Genomic DNA, 19,661 nt, shown 5'->3' on the forward strand with positions numbered 1-19,661 from the left:
CCGCGACGACGATCTTCGCGGAGGTGGTGGCGCGGGTGGGGGCGGCCGCGTTAGAGCTTGCGAAGTCCACTGAGGACCCTTTCGAGCAGCGTGACATCGGGCGTTCCGCCCGACTCGCCCGCGGCGGCGGGCTGGTGGATGGCGACGAGACCGGCCTCGGCAAGGTCGGCGACGAGGATGCGGGCGACACCGAGCGGGACGCCGGCCAGTGCGGAGATCTCCGCGATGGACTTGACCTCGCGGCAGAGGCTGACGATCCGGGCGTGCTCGGGCAGCAGCCCGCCGGCCCGGTCGGCCGAGCCGGTCGTGGAGATCAGGGCCTCGATGGCGAGCTGGTACCGGGGGCGGGTCCGTCCGCCGGTCATCGCGTACGGGCGGACCAGCGGCTGCTGCTCGTAGCCGTCGGACTGCTGCCCGCCGTAGCCGCTGCCGTACCCGTTGCCGTACGGGCCGGCGGGTGTCGAAGGCGGGGTCATGGGTCCTCCTAGTGCTGCAGCCTTGGGCAGCCGGTTCCAGCTGGGGCGGTGCCAGCTGAGGCGGGATCAGCTGCCTGAGGGTAGCTGAGGGTGTGGCGCCGGGTCCGGTCGGGTCGGACCCGGCGCGGTCGGGACGGTGGGTGAGCCGCGCGGGTCCCGGTCAGTGCAGGAGACTGCCCTGGAGTTCCGCGCGGAGTGCGGGGGTGAGGACGGCGCCGGCGCGGTCGACGAGCAGGGCCATCTCGTAGCCGACGAGGCCGATGTCGGAGTCCGGCGCGGCCAGGACGGCGAGTGCGGAGCCGTCGCTGACGGCCATCAGGAACAGGAAGCCCCGTTCCATCTCGACGACGGTCTGGTTGACCTCGCCGCCCTCGAAGATCCGGCTGGCGCCGGAGGTGAGGGAGGTGAGGCCGGAGGCGACGGCGGCGAGCTGGTCGGCGCGGTCCCGGGGGAAGCCCTCGGACATGCACAGCAGGAGGCCGTCCGCGGAGACCACCACGGTGTGGGACACCCCGGGGGTGTTGTCCACGAAATTGGTGATCAGCCAGTTCAGGTTCTGTGCGGCCTGGCTCATCTGGTTCAACTCAACGCTCCTGGTGATCTGCGCCGTTGCCGTCGCTCCGGCCACCGAAACTATCGAATCCGGGCTGCTGGGCACCATGCTGGTGGCCCGCCTGGTTGGCGGCCTGCTCGGCCCCGGCGCGGCGGCCCTGCTGGATGCCGCGGCGCAGGTTGGTCAGTCGGCCGCGGACCTCCTCGGGGGCCCGGGAGACCTGCGGGCCGGTCAGCGGCGAGGCCTCGGCGGTGCCGGAGACCAGGTTGGCCTGCGGGGTCCGCCGGGGCAGGCCCGACATGGTGACACCGCTGGTCGAGGGCTCGCGGATCTGCTCGGCGCGGCGCCAGCGCTCGTCGTTCGCGGACGGACGCCACGGCGCGTCGCCGGTGCCCGGCTGCGGCTGGCCCTGCGGCTGCTGCTGGTTCTGCTGCGGCTGGCCCTGCGACTGCTGCGGGGCCTGCTGCTGCGGAGCCGGCTGGGGAGCCCGCTGCTCGTCGGCCGACGGCTGGAACTCCGGTGCGGCGGTGCCGGGGCGGCGCGGCTGGTACGGCCGCGGCCGCGCCTGCTGCGAGCCGTCGGACTGCGGGAACCAGGGCTGCTCCTCGCCGCCCGGTCGGCCCGCGGCCTCGGACGGGCCGGTCGGCAGCGCCATCGGCTCCTGGTGCGGCAGCGGAAGCGGTTGCGGCTGCGGGGCCTGCTCCTGGCGCACCGGCTCCGGACGCGGCGGGTTCGGCACGTTCGGCAGCACCGGCTCGACCAGGCCGAGGCCCAGCGGGTCGCGCGGGTCGATCTGGCTGGCCTCGAAGCGCGGACGGGCGAACTGCTGGGTGCTCTCCACCGGCGCCGGCTCGGCCGACGGCAGCGGCTGGGGCTGCTGCGGGGCCTGCGGCGGCAGCTGCGGCTGGCGGTCGCGCTGCGGCGCGTCCGGGCCGGGGCGCTGCGGACCGCGCGGGCCCTGGGCGGCGGGCCGGCCGGGGGCGCCGGGGCCCTGCGGGGCCGGACGGCGCTGCGGCAGGCCGTCCTGCGGACGGTTGCCCGGACGGGCGCCCTGCTGCGGCGCGCCGGGGCCACCGGGACCGCCGGGGCGGCCGTGCTGCGGCTGCTCGCCGGTCCGGGCACCCGGACCGCCGTCGAACCCGCCGGCGGGACGCGGACGTTCCTGGCCGGGCCGGCCGGGCAGGCCGGGCTGGGACTGACCGGCCTGCGGCTGGCCCTGCTGCGGCTGACCGGGCTGGCCCTGCTGGCCGGGCTGCTGCTGACGGCCGCGGCGGGGCAGGCCGTTCGGGCCGCTCTGCGGCGGGCCCTGGCGACCCGGGGCGCGCTGCGGCAGACCGCCCTGCTGGGCCTGCTGCGGAGCCTGCTGGTTCTGCTGCTTCTGCGGGGCCTGCTGCTTCTGCTGCGGCTGGGCGGGCCGCTGGCCCTGGCCCTGCTGACCGCCGCCCTGCGGGGCGGGGTTCTCCCGCAGCGACTGGCCGACCTTGCGGGTCGGCAGACCGCCGCCGGACGCACCCGGACCGCCCGGCGCACCGGGACCGCCCGGCGCACCCGGACCGCCCTGCGCGCCCGGGCCGCCCTGCGGACCGGGACCGGTCGGAGCGCCCGGACCGCCCTGGCCGAGCTGCGGACGGCCGCCCTGCGGGGCACCGGCGGCCGGACCGCCCTGGCCGAGCGCGGCCGGACCGTTCTGGCGGCCGGGCGGCACCTGGCGCTGCTGGCGCGGCGTCGGGGTGACCCCGCGCTGCTGCTTGCCCTGGCCGGAGCCGGGCCGGCCGGCGCCGCGGCGGTCGCCCGAATTGGTGACGTCCACCGGGAGCATGACCAGCGCGGTGGTGCCGCCGGAGTCGCTGGGGCGGAGCTGGATGCGGATGCCGTGTCGCAGGGACAGGCGGCCGACCACGAAGAGGCCCATGCGGCGGGAGACCGAGACGTCCACCGTCGGCGGGTTGGCGAGGCGCTCGTTGATCTCGGCGAGGTCGTCGGGGCTCAGGCCGATGCCGGTGTCGTGGATCTCGACCAGGACGCGGCCGTCCGGCAGCGCGTGGCCGGTGACCCGGACGCGGGTCTGCGGGCTGGAGAACGAGGTGGCGTTCTCCAGCAGCTCGGCGAGCAGGTGGACGAGGTCGTTGACGACGCGGCCGGCGACCTCGGCCGACGGCACGGCGGCGAGCTCGATGCGCTCGTACTGCTCCACCTCGGAGGCGGCGGCGCGGAGCACGTCGACCAGCGGGACGGGCCTGGTCCAGCGGCGGCCCGGGTCCTCACCGGCGAGGACGAGGAGGTTTTCGCCGTTGCGGCGCATGCGGGTCGCGAGGTGGTCCAGCTTGAAGAGGTTGGCCAGCTGGTCCGGGTCCGCCTCGCGGCTCTCCAGCTCGGAGATGAGCGACAGCTGGCGCTGGATGAGGCCCTGGCTGCGGCGCGAGAGGTTGGTGAACATCGCGTTGATGTTGCCGCGCAGGAGGGCCTGCTCGGCGGCGAGGCGGACGGCCTCGCTGTGCACCATGTCGAACGCGTGGGCCACGTGGCCGATCTCGTCGGTGGAGTCGACGGCGACCGGCTCGACCGTGGTGTCGACGTCGTGCGGGTCGGCCTCGGAGAGGGTCTTGACCAGCTCGGGCAGACGGCGCTCGGCGACGTCCTCGGCCGCGGCCTGGAGGCGGGTCAGCGAGCGCACCATCGAGCGGGCGATCAGACCGGCGCCACCGAGGGCGACGAGCAGCACCAGGGCGACCGCGACACCGATGATCAGGGCGTCGGCGTCGGCCTGGGACTGGAGGTCCTGGGCCTTTCCGTCCAGGTTCTCGATGAGCTTGGACTCGATCCGGCGCTCGGCGGTGATCTTGGAGCTGGCCTTCTCGTACCAGTCCTTGTAGCTGACCGCCTCGGTCTGGCGGATGCCGCTCTGGGTGAGGATCGTGGAGGCGTAGCGGTCGGCGTCGGCGACCACCGAGTTGTAGCTCAGCTGGCTGCGCAGGTTGTCCAGGTCGTGCGCGGTGTAGATGTTGTTGAAGCTCGCGATCGCGTTGTCGTACGAGCTGCGCAGACGGATACCGAAGGACTCGTCGCTGGGGCTGAGGTCCGGGGTCTTCGGGTTGGCGAGCGCGGCGCTGATCAGGGCCCGCTGCTGCGAGGTCGCGTTCTTCGCCAGCGAGAACTGCTGGAGCGCGCGGGTGGAGACGACCAGGTCCTTGTTGTTCGACGCGAGCGCGATGTCCTGGGTGATGGACAGCAGGTCTCGGATGATCACGTCGTAGGCGGTGATCGTCGACTGGATGTTCTGGTTGTTCTGGTACGGCAGGCTGCGGGTGTCCGCGATCGAGTTCAGGTCCTTGCGGATCTGGAGCAACAGCGCCTTGCCGCCGGACAGTTCGAGGTTCTCGAACTTGTCGGAGGACGCGGTGAAGGTGCGGCTCAGGTCGTCGGTGGACTTGCGGGCCGCGACGATGTCGTCGTCCAGCGGGGCGGTCGGGTCGTGGGTGATCGGGCCGGCGCTGATGTCGCGCTCGGTCTGCAGCGCGTCCGCGAGGTTGGTCGCCTTCTTGGCCAGGTCGGACAGGTTGGCCATCTGGGCGAGTTGCTGCGAGTTCTCCATCGAGGTCTGGATGCGCAGGCCACCGAGGACCAGCGAGACCATCACGGGGAGGGCGAGCAGCGCGATCAGTCGGGTGCGGATGCGCCAGTTGCGCATCGCGAGCCGGTTCAGACCGGTGGCGCGGCGCCTGGTCAGCGAGGTCCGGAGTTTGTCCCGGGCGGACTTCCGCTCCTGCCCGTCCTCCTCCGGTCGCCCGAGGGCCTCGGGTGTCACCGGCTCGGCCGGGCCGCCGGGGGCCGCCGCCTGTTGGGGGGCTGCCACAGGCTCGCGCGACTCCGGGTTCCCCGCGGCGCCGCTACCCCTTTTGAAACGTCCCTGCACTGGCGTCGCAACCTCTGGACCGGGCGTCCCGCCGCGTCGCCACGGCCTGGACGGTGTCGAGTTTCCATCCGCCCCCCGGCCGGTCCGGGAGAGCGGGCACCGGGGTGGACCACTCCCTACCCACGGTCCGTCGCATTCCAGCACAGCCGGGGAATCCCAACAAGGGCCGCAGGTACCGGGGGTCCGGCGCTACCGACCGCTTGTGCGATCTCACTGACTGTGCGGTAACAGGACCGGAATACCGCCTTTTTCGGACACTCGCCGGATACATGCCAAGCAGACCCGGGATCGGGAAGAGTCACAGACCTTCCGGAATGCCCCTTATCGGGTGGAATGTCGGAAAGTCCCGGAGCGACGATATGTCGGATATCTGTATTTTGCTCGTCAATTTGTGAGCAAAATCACAGTCTAATGTGTAGCTTTGGTCACGGTCTCTATGGAATGAGATCTCGTAACCTGGCTGTCTCCGGAGCACGGCCCCGATCAGCCTGCCCAGAACCCCTCCGAATCAATCGGAATCCATCAGGCCGGTGCCGATCCGCCGCGGTCGGCCAGGCCATGACCACGAGGTGCTCTCGATGTCCCAGGCGAAGAACGCCACCAAGTCCACGCTGTCCTGCCGCCCCACGGCGAACCCGCGCCGGACGACGCTGGCCTCGGTCGAGGACTTCAGCACGATCCCGGGTGCCCGCAAGCCCGAGGACGTCCTGACCTACGGCACCGAGCTGCCGGCCGCCACGGCCAACCCGCGCCGTACCCAGCTGATGGTCGCCCCGGTCGTCGTCCCGCAGGACTGACCCCGCACGGCACCGCACCGCACCGCGCCGAGGGCGCCGTCGTCACACCGGTGGCGGCGGCGCCCTCGGCGTCGCGCGGTGCGCGCTTCCGTCCCGACCGTCCTGAACAGGGGCAAAGCGGTCAGCCGGGGCCCCACGCGATAGCCTGGAGGCCGATTGACGGGGCCGCGCCCACTGCGGGCGGGAGCCCTCCAGCGCCCGGGCGCGCCCCGGGCGGCCGACGAAGCGAGGGGTAGCCCAGCCGTGCGCATTGCCAGGTTTTCCGTCCGGGAAGGGAGCCCTGCCGCCGGCAGCGTCTCCTTCGGCGTAGTGGAGGGCGACCCTTCCCGGCCCGAGTCGCTGGTCGTCCACGCGCTGGCCGGCCACCCGTTCGGCCAGCCCCAGCCCACCGGCGAGAGCTACCGCTTCCAGGACGTCCGGCTGCTCAGCCCGATGCTCCCGAACAAGATCGTGGCGGTCGGCCGCAACTACGCGGCGCACGCGGCGGAGCTGGGCAACGACGTCCCGGACGTCCCGCTCACCTTCTTCAAGCCGTCCACCTCGGTGATCGGCCCGACCGAGAGCATCGCCTACCCGCCGTTCTCCTCGGACGTCCACCACGAGGCCGAACTCGCCGTGGTGATCGGCCGGATGTGCCGCGAGGTGCCGCTGGACCGGGTGCCCGAGGTGATCCTCGGCTACACCTGCGCCAACGACGTCACCGCCCGGGACGTCCAGCAGCGCGAGGGCCAGTGGGCCCGGGCCAAGGGCTTCGACACGGCCTGCCCGCTGGGCCCGTGGATCGAGACCGACCTCGACCCGAGCGACCTCGCGATCACCTGCACGGTCAACGGCGAGCTCCGCCAGACCGGCCGCACCTCCCTGATGATCCGCTCGGTCGCCGAGCTGGTCGTCCACATCTCCGAGGCCATGACGCTGCTGCCCGGCGACGTCATCCTCACCGGCACGCCCGCAGGGGTGGGCCCCCTCAACGTCGGCGACGAGGTCGCCGTCTCCATCGAAGGCATCGGCACTCTCACCAACAAGGTGATCAAGCGTGGCTAACACTGACCCGGCCGTCCGGGTTCGCTTCTGTCCCTCCCCGACCGGCAACCCCCACGTGGGCATGGTCCGCACGGCCCTGTTCAACTGGGCCTACGCCCGCCACAACGGCGGCACGCTGGTCTTCCGGATCGAGGACACCGACTCCGCCCGCGACTCCGAGGAGTCGTACAACCAGCTGCTCGACGCGATGCGCTGGCTCGGCCTGGACTGGGACGAGGGCCCCGAGGTCGGCGGTCCGGACGCGCCGTACCGGCAGTCGCAGCGGATGGACATCTACGCCGATGTCGCCCGCCGCCTGCACGAGGCCGGCCACGCCTACCACTGCTACTGCTCCACCGAGGAGCTGGACGCCCGCCGCGAGGCCGCCCGCGCGGCCGGCAAGCCCTCCGGCTACGACGGCCACTGCCGCGAGCTGACGGAGGAGCAGGTCGCCGTCTACAAGCTGGAGAAGCGCGAGCCGATCCTGCGCTTCCGGATGCCCGACAAGACCCTCTCCTTCGACGACCTGGTGCGCGGCACGCTCACCTTCGAGCCGGAGAACGTCCCGGACTACGGCATCGTCCGGGCCAACGGCGCCCCGCTGTACACCCTGGTCAACCCGGTGGACGACGCCCTGATGGGCATCACCCACGTGCTGCGCGGCGAGGACCTGCTGTCCTCCACCCCGCGGCAGATCGCGCTGTACGCCGCGCTCGCCGAGATCGGTGTCGGCGACGGCACCACCCCGCGCTTCGGCCACCTGCCGTACGTGATGGGCGAGGGCAACAAGAAGCTCTCCAAGCGCGACCCGCAGTCCTCGCTCAACCTGTACCGCGAGCGCGGCTTCATCCGCGAGGGCCTGCTCAACTACCTGTCCCTGCTGGGCTGGTCGCTGGCCGAGGACCGCGACCTGTTCGACATGGACGAGATGGTCGCCGCCTTCGACGTCGCCAAGGTGAACGCCAACCCGGCCCGCTTCGACCTGAAGAAGTGCGAGGCGATCAACGCCGAGCACGTCCGCCGGCTGGCCCCGGAGGACTTCGTCCGCCGCCTGGTGCCGTTCCTCCAGGGCGCCGAGCTGCTGCCGGCCGAGCCCACCGCCGAGCAGCTGGACCTGCTCGCCAAGGTGGCGCCGCTCACCCAGGAGCGGATGGTCGTGCTGAGCGAGATCGTGAACATGGCCGGCTTCCTGTTCGTGGCGCCGGAGAAGTTCGCCCTCGACGCGGACGACGCCGCCAAGGTGCTGACCGCGGACTCCCGCCCGGTGCTGGAGGCCAGCATCAAGGCGCTGGAGGAGCTCGCGGACTTCACCCCGGAGCCGATCCAGGCCGCGCTGCGCGAGGCGCTGGTGGAGGGGCTGGGCATCAAGCCCAAGTTCGCCTTCACGCCGCTGCGGGTGGCCGTCACCGGCCGACGGGTCTCCCCGCCGCTGTTCGAGTCCATGGAGCTGCTGGGCCGCCCGGAGACGCTGCGACGGCTGCGTGCCGCCCTGGACGCCCTCCCGGCCGCCTGAGGCACCCTCCTGGGCGCTCGCTGACGGATCCCTGCCGGACCGGCCCTCCACGGGCCGCCGAGCAGGCCGCGGGCCCGGCCTCGTGCCGGGCCCGCGGCGTACCCGGAGGTCATCCGCAGGCCTCCCGCAGGCCGCCCGGGGTTATCGATTTTGGAGCCGGGGCCGACGTCGGGTAATGTTCTTTCTGCGCCGCCCGGGAGGGAACGGACGAGGGAACGAAAGCCCCTCGGAAGGGACCGACCGAGAGGCGCAACGCCTGAGAAGGGCCCGCAGGGGTTCAACTCTGGTGGGGTATGGTGTAATTGGCAGCACGAGTGATTCTGGTTCATTTAGTCTAGGTTCGAGTCCTGGTACCCCAGCGCAGTACGTGAGTACAGCACACAAAAGAAGATCAAGCCCCCGTTGTGTAGCGGCCTAGCACGCTGCCCTCTCACGGCAGTAGCGCCGGTTCGAATCCGGTCGGGGGTACGGATCCCGCAAGGGATCACCTGGAAAGCCCCCGTTGTGTAGCGGCCTAGCACGCTGCCCTCTCACGGCAGTAGCGCCGGTTCGAATCCGGTCGGGGGTACGGATCCCGCAAGGGATCGCCAGGAAGCCCCCGTTGTGTAGCGGCCTAGCACGCTGCCCTCTCACGGCAGTAGCGCCGGTTCGAATCCGGTCGGGGGTACTTCAGAGCAGGAAGCCGGTGGGCTCGCCCATCGGCCCTTGCTTTGTGTTGGGGTATGGTGTAATTGGCAGCACGAGTGATTCTGGTTCATTTAGTCTAGGTTCGAGTCCTGGTACCCCAGCCAGAAATTGGAAAGGCCCCGGTTGTCCGGGGTCTTTTTCGTTGTGCGTCGAAGGCTTTCCGAAAGGGCCCCACCCGTGACCGGGTGGGGCCCTTTCGGCGTTCCGTGAGGCTTCCGCGCGACTCTTCCCGGGGGTCTCCGCAGGCTCCTCCGGGCCGCCCTCGCGGAGCCTCCGCCGAGCCTTCGCAGGGCCCGGCCGGCCGGGGGCGGACGGGGGGCGGACGGGGGGTCGCGCACTGTCCATGCGCTAAGACCGCGATCTCACTCCGCGAGACGCAAGTTCAATCTCCGGCGAAAAGCGCCACTCTGGACGGGAGCGGCCCGGGAGTCTCAGGGCGGCGCACACGCTTTGACCTCGACGACACGAGAAGGCCGGCAACGCGGCCGGCTGGAGGGAATCCGATGGGACGGACACTCGCAGAGAAGGTCTGGGACGACCACGTCGTGCGGCGCGCGGAGGGCGAACCCGACCTCCTCTTCATCGACCTCCACCTGCTCCACGAGGTCACCAGCCCGCAGGCCTTCGACGGGCTGCGGCTGGCCGGCCGTACGGTCCGCCGCACCGACCTGACGATCGCCACCGAGGACCACAACACCCCCACCCTCGACATCGACAAGCCGATCGCCGACCCGGTCTCCAAGGTGCAGCTGGAGACCCTGCGCAGGAACGCCGCCGAGTTCGGCGTCCGGATCCACTCGCTCGGCGACGTCGAACAGGGCGTCGTGCACGTCGTCGGCCCGCAGCTCGGCCTGACCCAGCCCGGCATGACCGTGGTCTGCGGCGACTCCCACACCTCGACCCACGGCGCCTTCGGCGCGCTGGCGTTCGGCATCGGCACCAGCCAGGTCGAGCACGTGCTGGCCACCCAGACCCTGCCGCTGGCGCCGTTCCGGACCATGGCGGTCACCGTCGAGGGCGACCTGCCCGAGGGCGTCACCGCCAAGGACCTGATCCTGGCCGTCATCGCGAAGATCGGCACCGGCGGCGGCCAGGGCTACGTCCTGGAGTACCGCGGTTCGGCGATCCGGAGCCTCTCCATGGAGGCCCGGATGACCGTCTGCAACATGTCGATCGAGGCCGGCGCCCGGGCCGGCATGATCGCCCCGGACGACACGACCTTCGCGTACCTCCAGGGCCGCCCGCACGCCCCGCAGGGCGAGGACTGGGACGCCGCCGTCGCGTACTGGCGGACCCTGGGCACCGACGAGGACGCGGTCTTCGACCACGAGATCTTCATCGACGCGAGCGAGCTGACCCCCTTCGTCACCTGGGGCACCAACCCGGGCCAGGGCGCCCCGCTGGGCTCGAACGTGCCGGACCCGGCCTCCTTCGCCGACCCGCAGGAGCGCCTGGCCGCCGAGAACGCCCTGACGTACATGGGCCTGGAGGCCGGCACCCCGCTGCGCGAGGTCAAGGTCGACGCCGTCTTCGTCGGCTCCTGCACCAACGGCCGGATCGAGGACCTGCGGGCCGCCGCGGCCGTCGTCGAGGGCCGCCGGATCGCCGACGGCGTACGGATGCTGGTCGTCCCCGGGTCCGTCCGGGTCGCGCTCCAGGCCGTCGAGGAGGGGCTGGACAAGGTGTTCACCGCGGCCGGCGCCGAGTGGCGCCACGCGGGCTGCTCGATGTGCCTGGGCATGAACCCCGACCAGCTCGCCCCGGGGGAGCGCTGCGCCTCCACCTCGAACCGCAACTTCGAGGGCCGGCAGGGCAAGGGCGGCCGCACCCACCTGGTCTCCCCGCAGGTCGCCGCCGCGACCGCCGTGCTGGGCCGCCTCGCGGCCCCCTCCGACCTGACCGCCGACGTCGCTCCCGTGGAGGCCTGAGCCATGGAGAAGTTCACCACCCACACCGGCCGGGCCGTCCCGCTGCGCCGCAGCAACGTGGACACCGACCAGATCATCCCCGCCCACTGGCTCAAGAAGGTCACCCGATCCGGTTTCGAGGGCGGCCTGTTCGAAGCCTGGCGCAAGGACGAGTCGTTCATCCTCAACCGGCCCGAGCGGCAGGGCGCCACGGTCCTGGTGGCCGGTCCCGAGTTCGGCACCGGCTCCTCCCGGGAGCACGCCGTCTGGGCGCTCCAGAACTACGGCTTCCACGCGGTCATCTCCTCGCGCTTCGCCGACATCTTCCGGGGCAACTCCCTGAAGAACGGCCTGCTGACGGTCGTCCTGCCGCAGGAGACCGTGGAACGGCTCTGGGCGCTCACGGAGAGTGACCCTTCGGCCGAGATCACCGTCGACCTGGAGGCGCGCGAAGTACGGGCCGAAGGCGTCACGGCGGCCTTCGAACTGGACGACAACGTCCGGTGGCGGCTGCTCAACGGGCTGGACGACATCAGCATCACGCTGCGGAACGAGGCCGACATCGCGGCCTTCGAGGAGACCCGTCCGGCCTTCAAGCCCCGTACTCTGCCGGTCGCCTGAGTTCCCCTCAGAACAAGCATTCTGACGATCCACCGCGTGGCCCGTGCCCCCCTCGGGGGGGCCGGGCCATCCGTCGTTCCGGAGCACGAGTTAGCGCCGGGGCCCGCCCCGGATTGCCCATTTGGCTTTGCGGAAGAGGGGCCCGCGCAAGTACAACTGCGGGTAGATGGCACAATCAGTACATGCACCGGCACCATGAACCTCCGTACGCGGGCGGCGAACCCGCGACTGAGGACTCCATGGGCCGGCCATCCGAACGCCGAATTGACGACCGGCCGGACGTCACCTCCGCACCAGCTGAGGGGCCGGACGACCAGGAAGTCGTAGCGCTCTACGCGCTTGTGGCCGAGCGGTTGAAGCAAGCTCACGCCCGCGTGCATGCGCTGAACGTGTCTGCCGATGCAAAGACCGCTCTCACCCGTCAACTCCTCATCGTCACCGAGACCGCCAAGCGCGATCTTCCGGAGGCGGCAAGGCGGTTGAGTCGCTTTGTACATGACCTCGACGAGGGGCCCCCGCCGCTCGACTGAGGTCGCCGACGCGCAAATCCATTGCGACACTAGGGTGATTCGCGCGTTTGGTAATTGAAAGTCCGCAGATACATACCTAACGTGCGAAAAGAACGGATGGAATCATCCGGCGCCCGTTTCCGAAGGGGAAGACGTGAACAAGGCTCAGCTTGTCGAAGCGGTGGCCGAGCAGCTGGGCGGTCGCAAGGCTGCCGCAGAGGCCGTCGACGCAGTGCTCGACACCATGGTCCGTGCCGTTGTGGCCGGTGACCGGGTCTCGGTGACCGGGTTCGGCACCTTCGAGAAGGTGGAGCGCTCCGCGCGCTTCGCCCGCAACCCGCAGACCGGCGAGCGCGTCAAGGTCAAGAAGACCTCGGTCCCGCGCTTCCGTCCGGGCCAGGGCTTCAAGGACCTGGTCAGCGGCAGCAAGAAGCTGCCGAAGGAAGGCCCCTCGGTGAAGAAGGCCCCCAAGGGCTCCCTCACCCCGGGCAAGAGCGGCGTGGCCGCCACCCCGGCCGCCAAGCGTGCCGCCACCAAGCGCGCCGCCGCCGCTGCCGCCGCCCCGGCCGCCAAGAAGGCCGCCGCCAAGAAGACGGCGACCACGGCCGCCGCCAAGAAGGCGACCACCACGGCCGCCGCCAAGAAGACCACGGCGACCGCCAAGAAGTCCGCCGCGAAGACCACCGCCGCGAAGACGACGGCCGCGAAGACCACCGCCGCCAAGAAGGCGACGGCGACCGCGACCAAGGCCGCCGCCACCAAGAAGACGGCCGCCGCGAAGAAGGCGACCACCACGGCCGCCGCCAAGAAGACCACGGCCACCGCCAAGAAGGCGGCCGCCACCGCCAAGAAGACGGCGCCGGCGAAGAAGACCGCCACCCGCAAGACCACCGCGCGCAAGACCTCTGCCAAGTAAGTCCCGCGCGACCGTCTTCGGACGGCCTTCGGCCCAGAGCCGCGGCACCCCCCCTCCCGTGAATTCGCGGAGACCGGTCGCCGCGGCTCTTTCGATTTCCGGGCGCTTAGTCAGGAATCCGCGGCGTGCGTCGGCAGGGGGCGGTTCCGAGCGGGGTGGCGGGGTGCGGGCCGGTCCCCGGCGGGGCCGGTCGGGCCCGAAGGTTCCGCGGGCCTCGGCGGAGCCCGACGGGGCCGTCAGCCCTCGGCGGGGTCGGGGAAGGTCTGGAGCGTCACGAAGACCACCCGGCGGGCCTCGCCGGTGCCCTCGGTGCGGATCCGCACCCGCTGTCCGGGGCGCAGCAGCCGCAGGCCGCCGGCGTCGAAGGCGGCCGCGTCGAACGGCACCGGGGTCCCGTCGTCGAGCAGCACGGAGCCGGCCCGGGTGGCGGGGTCGAAGGTGAACGCGGTGGCCTGCATGCGTGCAGCATAGCGAGCGGCCCCGCCCGGGCCGGGGAGCAGGTCGGCGCCGGGCCGGGCGGGCTCCGGAGGGGCCGGGACGGGCTCAGCGCAGGCTCAGGCGGGCGAACAGCGCGCTGGTGTGCGGGCCGAGGCCGAGCGCCGCGGCCTCGCCGAGGTCCGTCCCGGTGTCCACGTCCCGGCGCACCGACTCCACGTCCGGCAGGCGCAGTTCGAGCGCTCCGCCAGCCGCGTGCCGGGCCCGTGAGCCGTCCCCGAAGGCGGGGGAGAGCGGACGGCCGGGCGCGCAGGCGAGCAGGGTGGTGCCGAGGCCGGGGGAGTCCGGCAGGAAGGCCCGGCCGTCCGGCGGCACCGCGCCCAGCACCCGGGCCAGTTCGGCCGGGCGCAGCGCGGGGAGGTCCGCCGAGAGCGCCGCCAGCGGGGCCCGCGGGGCCAGGGCCAGGGCGGCCGTGGCGCCGTGCGCCAGGGCCCGGTTGAGGCCGCCGCCGGGCTCGTCGGCGACCACCAGGGCGCCGAGCGCGGCCAGCCGGGCGCCGGCCTCGGCGTCGCGGGTGACCACCAGGACCCGGTCGACGTCCGGGGTGGCCAGGGCGGCGGCGACGGTGTCCAGGGCGAAGGACAGCGCCAGGTCGGCCCGGTGCGGCCCGGCGTACGGGGCCAGTCTGCTCTTCGCCAGGGCGAGCGGCTTGAGCGGGAGCACCAGCGACCAGCCGGCCGTGGGTGCGGGGGGCGCGACGGGCTCACTGGGGCGTACGGTGTCCTGGGTCACCGGCGTCATTCTGGCGCCGGTCCCGGAGCCCTCGCCAGGCCGTTCGAGCTGTGCGGACGTGCGTTTGATCACGCCCGCCGGGCGGGTTGGCGCGGTTGCTCGACAGCCGGTGAGCGGGCGGGCGACACTGTTCCGCGCCCGTGGCCCGGGCACCGGCGGAAGCGGTGCGCGGCACCGGGACACCATGACCGCGGTAATCCGTGCCGCATCGGATGAGAAGGAGCTGGGGTGGCCCGCCGCTCGTACGCCAAGTTCGGCAACGCCGACTACGGCATCTGGTACCGCTTCGCGGCCGTGCTGGTGAAGCCGGTGACGACCGCCCTGGTGAAGCCCGACTGGCGGGGCTGGGAGCACGTTCCGAGGAACGGCGGCTTCATCGCCGCGGTGAACCACAACTCGATCATCGACCCGGTGATCTACGCGCACTGGCAGTACAACAGCGGGCGTCCGCCGCGCATTCTTGGCAAGTCCTCGCTGTTCTCCGTCCCCTTCATCGGGTTCATGCTGCGCAAGACCGGCCAGATCCCGGTGTTCCGCGAGTCCACCGACGCCGCGCAGGCGTTCCGGGCCGCGATCGACGCGGTCAACGGCGGCCAGTGCGTGCAGTTCTACCCGGAGGGAACGCTCACCCGGGACCCCGACCTGTGGCCGATGACCGGCAAGAGCGGGGTCGCCCGGGTCGCGCTGATGACCGGTGCGCCGGTCATCCCGGTCGCGCACTGGGGCGCCCACGAGATCATCCCGCCGTACGGCCGGCCCGGTTTCGGGAAGGGCCGGTTCAACCTGTTCCCGCGGCACCGGGTCACCGTCGCGGCCGGGCCGCCGGTGGACCTGAGCCGGTACCAGGGGCAGGAGCTCACCGCCCAGGTGCTCGCCGACGCGACCGAGGACATCATGACGGCGATCACCGCCGTGCTGGCCGAAGTCCGGGGCGAGGAGCCGCCGGCCGAGCGCTACGACATGCGCAAGGCCGCCCGGGAGCGCGCCGCGGCAGCGCTGGCCGAGCGCCGGCGCGCCAAGGGCGAGCCGGGCAAGGGCACCGAGGAGGCCGGCAAGTGACCCGTTGCGCCGTGATGGGAACCGGCTCCTGGGGCACCGCGTTCGCGATGGTGCTCGCCGACGCGGGCTGTGAGGTCGTGCTCTGGGCCCGCCGCCAGGAGCTGGTGGACGCCGTCAACTCCACCCACGAGAACCCGGACTACCTGCCGGGCGTCCGGCTGCCCGACACCGTCCGGGCCACCACCGACGCCGCCGAGGCGCTGGCCGGCGCCGACTTCGCGGTGCTCGTGGTGCCCTCGCAGACGCTGCGCGACAACCTGGCCGCCTGGACGCCGCTGATCGAGCCGCAGACCGTGCTGGTGAGCCTGATGAAGGGCATCGAACTCGGCACCGCCAAGCGGATGAGCGAGGTGATCGACGAGGTCACCGGGGTCGGTCAGGAGCGCGTCGCGGTGGTCAGCGGGCCCAACCTGGCCAAGGAGATCGCCAACCGGCAGCCCGCGGCCAGCGTGGTCGCCTGCTCCGACGAGGCGGTCGCCAAGCGGCTCCAGGCGGCCTGCCACACGCCGTACTTCCGGCCGTACACCAACACCGACGTGGTGGGCTGCGAACTCGGCGGCGCGGTCAAGAACGTGATCGGCCTGGCGGTCGGCATGGCGGCCGGCATGGGGCTGGGCGACAACACCAAGGCGACGCTGATCACCCGCGGGCTGGCCGAGACCACCCGGCTCGGCGAGGTGCTGGGCGCGGACCCGCACACCTTCGCGGGGCTCGCCGGGATGGGCGACCTGGTGGCCACCTGTTCCTCGCCGCTGTCCCGCAACAACACCTTCGGCATGAACCTGGGCCGGGGCATGACGCTGGAGGAGGCCCGCGCGGCCACCCGGCAGACCGCCGAGGGCGTCAAGTCCTGCGAGTCGGTGCTGGACCTGGCCCGGCGCAACGGGGTCGACATGCCGATCGTCGAGGCCGTGGTGGACGTGGTGCACAACGGGCGGCCGACCCAGGAGGCGCTGCGGGCGCTGATGTCGCGTTCGGCCAAGCCGGAGCGGCGCTGACCCGAGCGGCGCTGACCGGAGCGGCGGCGCCGAGGGTGCGGCGCCGCTGACTTCCCGGAAGGGCCTCGCACGGTAGTCTCAAACCCGATATGAGCATCGAACAGTCCTCCCCGAACCGGTCCGACCGGAAGCCGCGCGTCGCGCTGGTCTTCGGCGGGCGCAGCTCCGAGCACGCGATCTCGGTCTCCACCGCGGGCAGTGTGCTCAGGGCGATCGACCGCGACAAGTACGACGTGCTGCCGATCGGCATCACGCACGAGGGCCGCTGGGCGCTGACCAGCGACGAGCCGGCCCGGATGGCCATCACCGACGGGAAGCTGCCGGACGTGGCGCACGTCGCCGAGGGCGTCGACGGCCAGGTCGCGCTGCCGGTCGCCCCGGGCGACCGCGAGGTGGTCCTGACCGAGCCGGGCAGCGCCCCCAAGGCCCTCGGCGAGGTCGACGTGGTCTTCCCGCTGCTGCACGGCCCGTGGGGCGAGGACGGCACGCTCCAGGGCCTGCTGGAGCTCTCCGGCGTCCCGTACGTCGGCAACGGCGTGCTGGCCAGCGCGGCCGGCATGGACAAGGAGTTCGCCAAGCGGATCCTCGCCTCGCACGGTCTGGACGTCGGCCGCTACACCATCGTGCGGCCGCGCGACTGGGAGACCGAGGCGGGCCGCGCGGCGGTGCGCGAGCGGGCCGCCGAGCTGGGCCTGCCGCTGTTCGTGAAGCCCTGCCGGGCCGGCTCCAGCATCGGCATCACCAAGGTGAAGGACCTGGCCGACCTCGACGCGGCGATCGAGGAGGCCCGCCGGCACGACCCCAAGCTGATCATCGAGGCGGGCGTGACCGGCCGCGAGATCGAGTGCGGCGTGCTGGAGTTCGAGGACGGCCCGCGGGCCAGCGTGGCCGGCGAGATCCTGGTCGGCGAGGGCTTCGACTTCTACGACTTCGAGGCCAAGTACATCGACTCCTCGGACGTGAAGATCCCGGCGGACCTCACCGCCGCGGAGCTCGCCGAGATCCAGCGCCAGGCGGTCGAGGCCTTCGAGGCGCTCGGCTGCGAGGGCCTGGCCCGGGTGGACTTCTTCCTGCTGGAGGACGGCACCTGGATGATCAACGAGATCAACACCATGCCCGGCTTCACCCCGATCTCGGCCTTCCCGAAGATGTGGGAGGCCAGCGGGGTCTCGTACCCGGAGCTGATCGACCGGCTGCTCGCGACGGCGCTGCGGCGCTCGACCGGGCTTCGCTAGCGAACGTGCGGAGGGCGGGCCGGGAGCTTCCCGGCCCGCCCTCGGTGCGTCGGGGACCCGTTCGGCTCAGCCCGGGACGTTGGCCTTGACCGCGCCGCTCAGGGCGGCCGCCGGGTCGAAGGGGTTCTTCGCGGCCCCGGCCGGGACGGTCACCTCGACGTAGGCGGCGCGCATGGTCGTCACGAAGCGGTAGCCGCCGTCGGCGAGCTTCTGCGACCACCAGGTGACGTCGTCGACGCTCGGGGACCAGTCCGAGGCGTGGTCGCCGTCCAGCTCCTCCGGCCGGTCGATGCCGCAGCGCAGCACCGTCCGGGGCGAGTCGCCCCAGCCGGCCACGTACGGCGAGGCGGGCGACGGGTCCCGGCGGGCGTGGCCGAGCAGGTCGGCGGGCAGCGCGGCGGCGAGCGCCCGGCAGTACCCGGCCGCCCGGCCGGTCGGCTGCGGGACCTCGACCGCCGGATCGGCCGGGCCCCAGCTGCCGACCAGCGCGACGACGGCGCAGGTCAGGGCGACGGGCAGGGCCAGCCAGCGGACCGGGGCCGGCAGGGCGGTCAGCGCCTCGGGGACGCGTAGTTCTCTGGCCACCCGCCGATGGTAGCCGGGGCCCGGACGGCCGGTACGGGCCGGTGCGCCGGCTCACGGGCACACCGGCTCACGGGTGCACCGGCCTACAGGTGCACCACGGGACAGGTGAGCGTGCGGGTGATGCCGTCGACCTTCTGGACCTGGGCCACCACCATGCGGCCCAGCTCGTCCACCGTCTCGGCCTCGGCCTTGACGATCACGTCGTAGGGGCCGGTGACGTCCTCGGCGCTCAGGACGCCGGGGACCCCGGCGATGGTCCGGGCCACGGCGGTGGCCTTGCCAACCTCGGTCTGGATCAGGATGTATGCCTGTACCACGGGGACCTCCCGGCGGCCGGTTAGGGGGGATAGCCGCCGTGATCGCCCGGTCAGGTGTGTGGGTGGGTGGGCTCACCGGCAGTCTGATCACCACGCTACCGCGCTGCGGGCCGGGGAGGGGAGACCTCGATGCTCCCGAAGGGCGTACGCTGCGCGCGGGGGAGCGCGACGGGGACCGAATCGGATGGAAACGCGAGAGGACGGCAGATGCAGGGGACCGTGGGCGAGCTCGGCGAGTTCGGCCTCATCAGGGAGCTGACCGCCCGGGTACCGCTCACCGATGCCGTCGACCTCGGCCCGGGTGACGACGCCGCGGTGGTACGGGCTCCGGACGGCCGGGTGGTGGCGACCACGGACGTCCTGATCGAGAACCGGCACTTCCGCCGGGACTGGTCCACTGCCTACGACGTGGGCCGCAAGGCCGCCGCCCAGAACCTCGCCGACGTGGCCGCGATGGGGGCGGTGCCGACCGCCATCCTGCTCGGCCTGGTCGCCCCCGCGGACCTGCCGACCACCTGGGCCACCGAGTTGATGGACGGGCTGCGCGACGAGTGCCAGGTGGCCGGGGCGACGGTGGTCGGCGGCGACGTGGTGCGCGGCGACACCGTAACGCTGGCCATCACGGCGCTCGGGGACCTCCAGGGGCGGGCGCCGGTGACGCGCTCCGGCGCGCAGGTCGGCGACGTGGTCGCGGTGACCGGCTGGCTCGGCTGGTCGGCCGCCGGCCTGACCGTGCTCCAGCGCGGCTTCCGCTCCCCGCGCGCCTTCGTCGAGGCGCACCGCCGGCCCGAACCGCCGTACCACGCGGGCCCGGCGGCGGCCGACCTGGGCGCGACCTCGATGGTCGACGTGAGCGACGGGCTGGTCGCCGACCTCGGCCACGTCGCCCGGGCCAGCGAGGTGGACATCGACCTCAAGGCCGCCGACTTCGACGTCCCGGCGCAGATGGCCGACATCGGCCAGGCGGTCGGGGTGGACCCGCTGGTCTGGGTGCTCTCCGGCGGCGAGGACCACGCGATCGTGGCCACCTTCCCGCGCGGGATCCAACTCCCGGCCCGCTGGCGGGTGGTGGGCGAGGTGACCGGCCGCCCGACGGGCAGCCGCAGCGGCCGGGTGACGGTCGACGGCGCGCCCTGGGACCGGGTCGGCGGCTGGGACCACTTCGCCGAGTAGCGCGCGGCCGCGCGCCGATCCCCGTACGGCGGGCGGCGCGTGACGCTCCGGTGCGCGGGGGACGGGCTTCGCGGGTGCGTTGTGCGTAGGCTTGCGACACCCCGGCCCGCCCGTCCGGCGCGGGCGGCCCGAACCACTGCGAGCGGGAGCAC

At 72.6% G+C, this 19,661-nt stretch carries 18 protein-coding genes and 5 tRNA genes; 16 read left to right on the forward strand and 7 right to left on the reverse strand.

Annotated features, from left to right (window positions below; genetic code table 11):
* Window positions 1-50 precede the first annotated feature (50 nt).
* The 3 genes from ACFCY1_RS35995 to ACFCY1_RS36005 form a co-directional block, all read right to left on the reverse strand.
* Window positions 51-476 carry a DUF742 domain-containing protein gene (locus tag ACFCY1_RS35995; RefSeq protein WP_049658630.1) on the reverse strand — a complete coding sequence of 142 codons (426 nt, stop codon included), beginning with the start codon at window positions 474-476 and terminating at the stop codon, window positions 51-53.
* Between the two features lie 160 nt (window positions 477-636).
* Window positions 637-1,050: a roadblock/LC7 domain-containing protein gene (locus ACFCY1_RS36000; protein WP_030248297.1), complete on the reverse strand. Its 414-nt coding sequence runs from the start codon at window positions 1,048-1,050 to the stop codon at window positions 637-639.
* Between the two features lie 10 nt (window positions 1,051-1,060).
* Window positions 1,061-4,882 carry a nitrate- and nitrite sensing domain-containing protein gene (locus ACFCY1_RS36005; RefSeq protein WP_375877276.1) on the reverse strand — a complete coding sequence of 1,274 codons (3,822 nt, stop codon included), beginning with the start codon at window positions 4,880-4,882 and terminating at the stop codon, window positions 1,061-1,063.
* 638 nt (window positions 4,883-5,520) lie between these two features.
* On the opposite strand from ACFCY1_RS36005, the gene ACFCY1_RS36010 reads away from it, so the two are divergent.
* From ACFCY1_RS36010 to ACFCY1_RS36065, 12 genes are all read left to right on the forward strand, one after another.
* Window positions 5,521-5,739, forward strand: coding sequence for a hypothetical protein (locus ACFCY1_RS36010; protein ID WP_049658602.1), 219 nt, complete (start codon window positions 5,521-5,523; stop codon window positions 5,737-5,739).
* Window positions 5,740-5,982: 243 nt separating this feature from the next.
* On the forward strand, window positions 5,983-6,783 hold the full coding sequence (locus tag ACFCY1_RS36015) for a fumarylacetoacetate hydrolase family protein (RefSeq protein WP_375877277.1): 801 nt from the start codon (window positions 5,983-5,985) through the stop codon (window positions 6,781-6,783).
* A complete protein-coding gene (gltX, locus tag ACFCY1_RS36020; RefSeq protein ID WP_049658606.1) occupies window positions 6,776-8,275 on the forward strand; it encodes a glutamate--tRNA ligase in 1,500 nt (499 codons plus the stop codon). Before ACFCY1_RS36015 ends, gltX begins: the two co-directional genes overlap by 8 nt.
* A 287-nt stretch (window positions 8,276-8,562) precedes the next feature.
* A tRNA-Gln gene (locus tag ACFCY1_RS36025) sits at window positions 8,563-8,634 on the forward strand.
* Between the two features lie 36 nt (window positions 8,635-8,670).
* A tRNA-Glu gene (locus ACFCY1_RS36030) sits at window positions 8,671-8,743 on the forward strand.
* A gap of 27 nt (window positions 8,744-8,770) precedes the next feature.
* Window positions 8,771-8,843, forward strand: a tRNA-Glu gene (locus tag ACFCY1_RS36035).
* Between the two features lie 26 nt (window positions 8,844-8,869).
* A tRNA-Glu gene (locus ACFCY1_RS36040) sits at window positions 8,870-8,942 on the forward strand.
* Window positions 8,943-8,991: 49 nt separating this feature from the next.
* Window positions 8,992-9,066: transfer RNA gene (locus ACFCY1_RS36045), tRNA-Gln, on the forward strand.
* Between the two features lie 399 nt (window positions 9,067-9,465).
* Entirely contained in the window at window positions 9,466-10,890 is a 1,425-nt protein-coding gene (gene leuC, locus ACFCY1_RS36050; protein ID WP_375877278.1) for a 3-isopropylmalate dehydratase large subunit, read from the forward strand.
* 3 nt (window positions 10,891-10,893) lie between these two features.
* Window positions 10,894-11,490: a 3-isopropylmalate dehydratase small subunit gene (gene leuD / locus ACFCY1_RS36055; RefSeq protein ID WP_049659169.1), complete on the forward strand. Its 597-nt coding sequence runs from the start codon at window positions 10,894-10,896 to the stop codon at window positions 11,488-11,490.
* A gap of 182 nt (window positions 11,491-11,672) precedes the next feature.
* On the forward strand, window positions 11,673-12,020 hold the full coding sequence (locus ACFCY1_RS36060) for a hypothetical protein (RefSeq protein WP_369808362.1): 348 nt from the start codon (window positions 11,673-11,675) through the stop codon (window positions 12,018-12,020).
* Between the two features lie 133 nt (window positions 12,021-12,153).
* Window positions 12,154-12,915 carry an HU family DNA-binding protein gene (locus tag ACFCY1_RS36065; RefSeq protein ID WP_049659168.1) on the forward strand — a complete coding sequence of 254 codons (762 nt, stop codon included), beginning with the start codon at window positions 12,154-12,156 and terminating at the stop codon, window positions 12,913-12,915.
* 236 nt (window positions 12,916-13,151) lie between these two features.
* On the opposite strand, the gene ACFCY1_RS36070 is transcribed toward ACFCY1_RS36065, so the two are convergent.
* A complete protein-coding gene (locus ACFCY1_RS36070) occupies window positions 13,152-13,373 on the reverse strand; it encodes a hypothetical protein (RefSeq protein ID WP_030257846.1) in 222 nt (73 codons plus the stop codon).
* A gap of 85 nt (window positions 13,374-13,458) precedes the next feature.
* Window positions 13,459-14,151, reverse strand: a complete 693-nt coding sequence (gene cofC, locus ACFCY1_RS36075) for a 2-phospho-L-lactate guanylyltransferase (protein WP_375877279.1) — start codon at window positions 14,149-14,151, stop codon at window positions 13,459-13,461.
* A 219-nt stretch (window positions 14,152-14,370) separates the two neighbouring features.
* Between cofC and ACFCY1_RS36080 the strand changes: the two genes are divergently transcribed.
* From ACFCY1_RS36080 to ACFCY1_RS36090, 3 genes are all read left to right on the forward strand, one after another.
* Window positions 14,371-15,201, forward strand: coding sequence for a 1-acyl-sn-glycerol-3-phosphate acyltransferase (locus ACFCY1_RS36080; RefSeq protein WP_049656319.1), 831 nt, complete (start codon window positions 14,371-14,373; stop codon window positions 15,199-15,201).
* Complete coding sequence (locus ACFCY1_RS36085) at window positions 15,198-16,199, forward strand: NAD(P)H-dependent glycerol-3-phosphate dehydrogenase (RefSeq protein WP_375877280.1); 1,002 nt, start codon at window positions 15,198-15,200, stop codon at window positions 16,197-16,199. Before ACFCY1_RS36080 ends, ACFCY1_RS36085 begins: the two co-directional genes overlap by 4 nt.
* 89 nt (window positions 16,200-16,288) lie before the next feature.
* Window positions 16,289-17,434, forward strand: coding sequence for a D-alanine--D-alanine ligase family protein (locus ACFCY1_RS36090; protein ID WP_375877281.1), 1,146 nt, complete (start codon window positions 16,289-16,291; stop codon window positions 17,432-17,434).
* A 66-nt stretch (window positions 17,435-17,500) separates the two neighbouring features.
* Here ACFCY1_RS36090 and ACFCY1_RS36095 read toward each other — a convergent pair whose 3' ends face one another.
* Together ACFCY1_RS36095 and ACFCY1_RS36100 are read right to left on the reverse strand one after the other, a co-directional pair.
* Window positions 17,501-18,019, reverse strand: coding sequence for a DUF3515 family protein (locus tag ACFCY1_RS36095; RefSeq protein ID WP_375877282.1), 519 nt, complete (start codon window positions 18,017-18,019; stop codon window positions 17,501-17,503).
* A gap of 83 nt (window positions 18,020-18,102) precedes the next feature.
* Entirely contained in the window at window positions 18,103-18,336 is a 234-nt protein-coding gene (locus tag ACFCY1_RS36100; protein WP_049656326.1) for an Lrp/AsnC family transcriptional regulator, read from the reverse strand.
* Between the two features lie 207 nt (window positions 18,337-18,543).
* Between ACFCY1_RS36100 and ACFCY1_RS36105 the strand changes: the two genes are divergently transcribed.
* Window positions 18,544-19,509, forward strand: coding sequence for a thiamine-phosphate kinase (locus tag ACFCY1_RS36105; protein WP_049656327.1), 966 nt, complete (start codon window positions 18,544-18,546; stop codon window positions 19,507-19,509).
* Window positions 19,510-19,661 lie beyond the last annotated feature (152 nt).

Origin of the sequence: Kitasatospora sp. NPDC056273 (genome assembly GCF_042268845.1) — a bacterium.
Taxonomy (GTDB): Bacteria; Actinomycetota; Actinomycetes; order Streptomycetales; family Streptomycetaceae; genus Kitasatospora.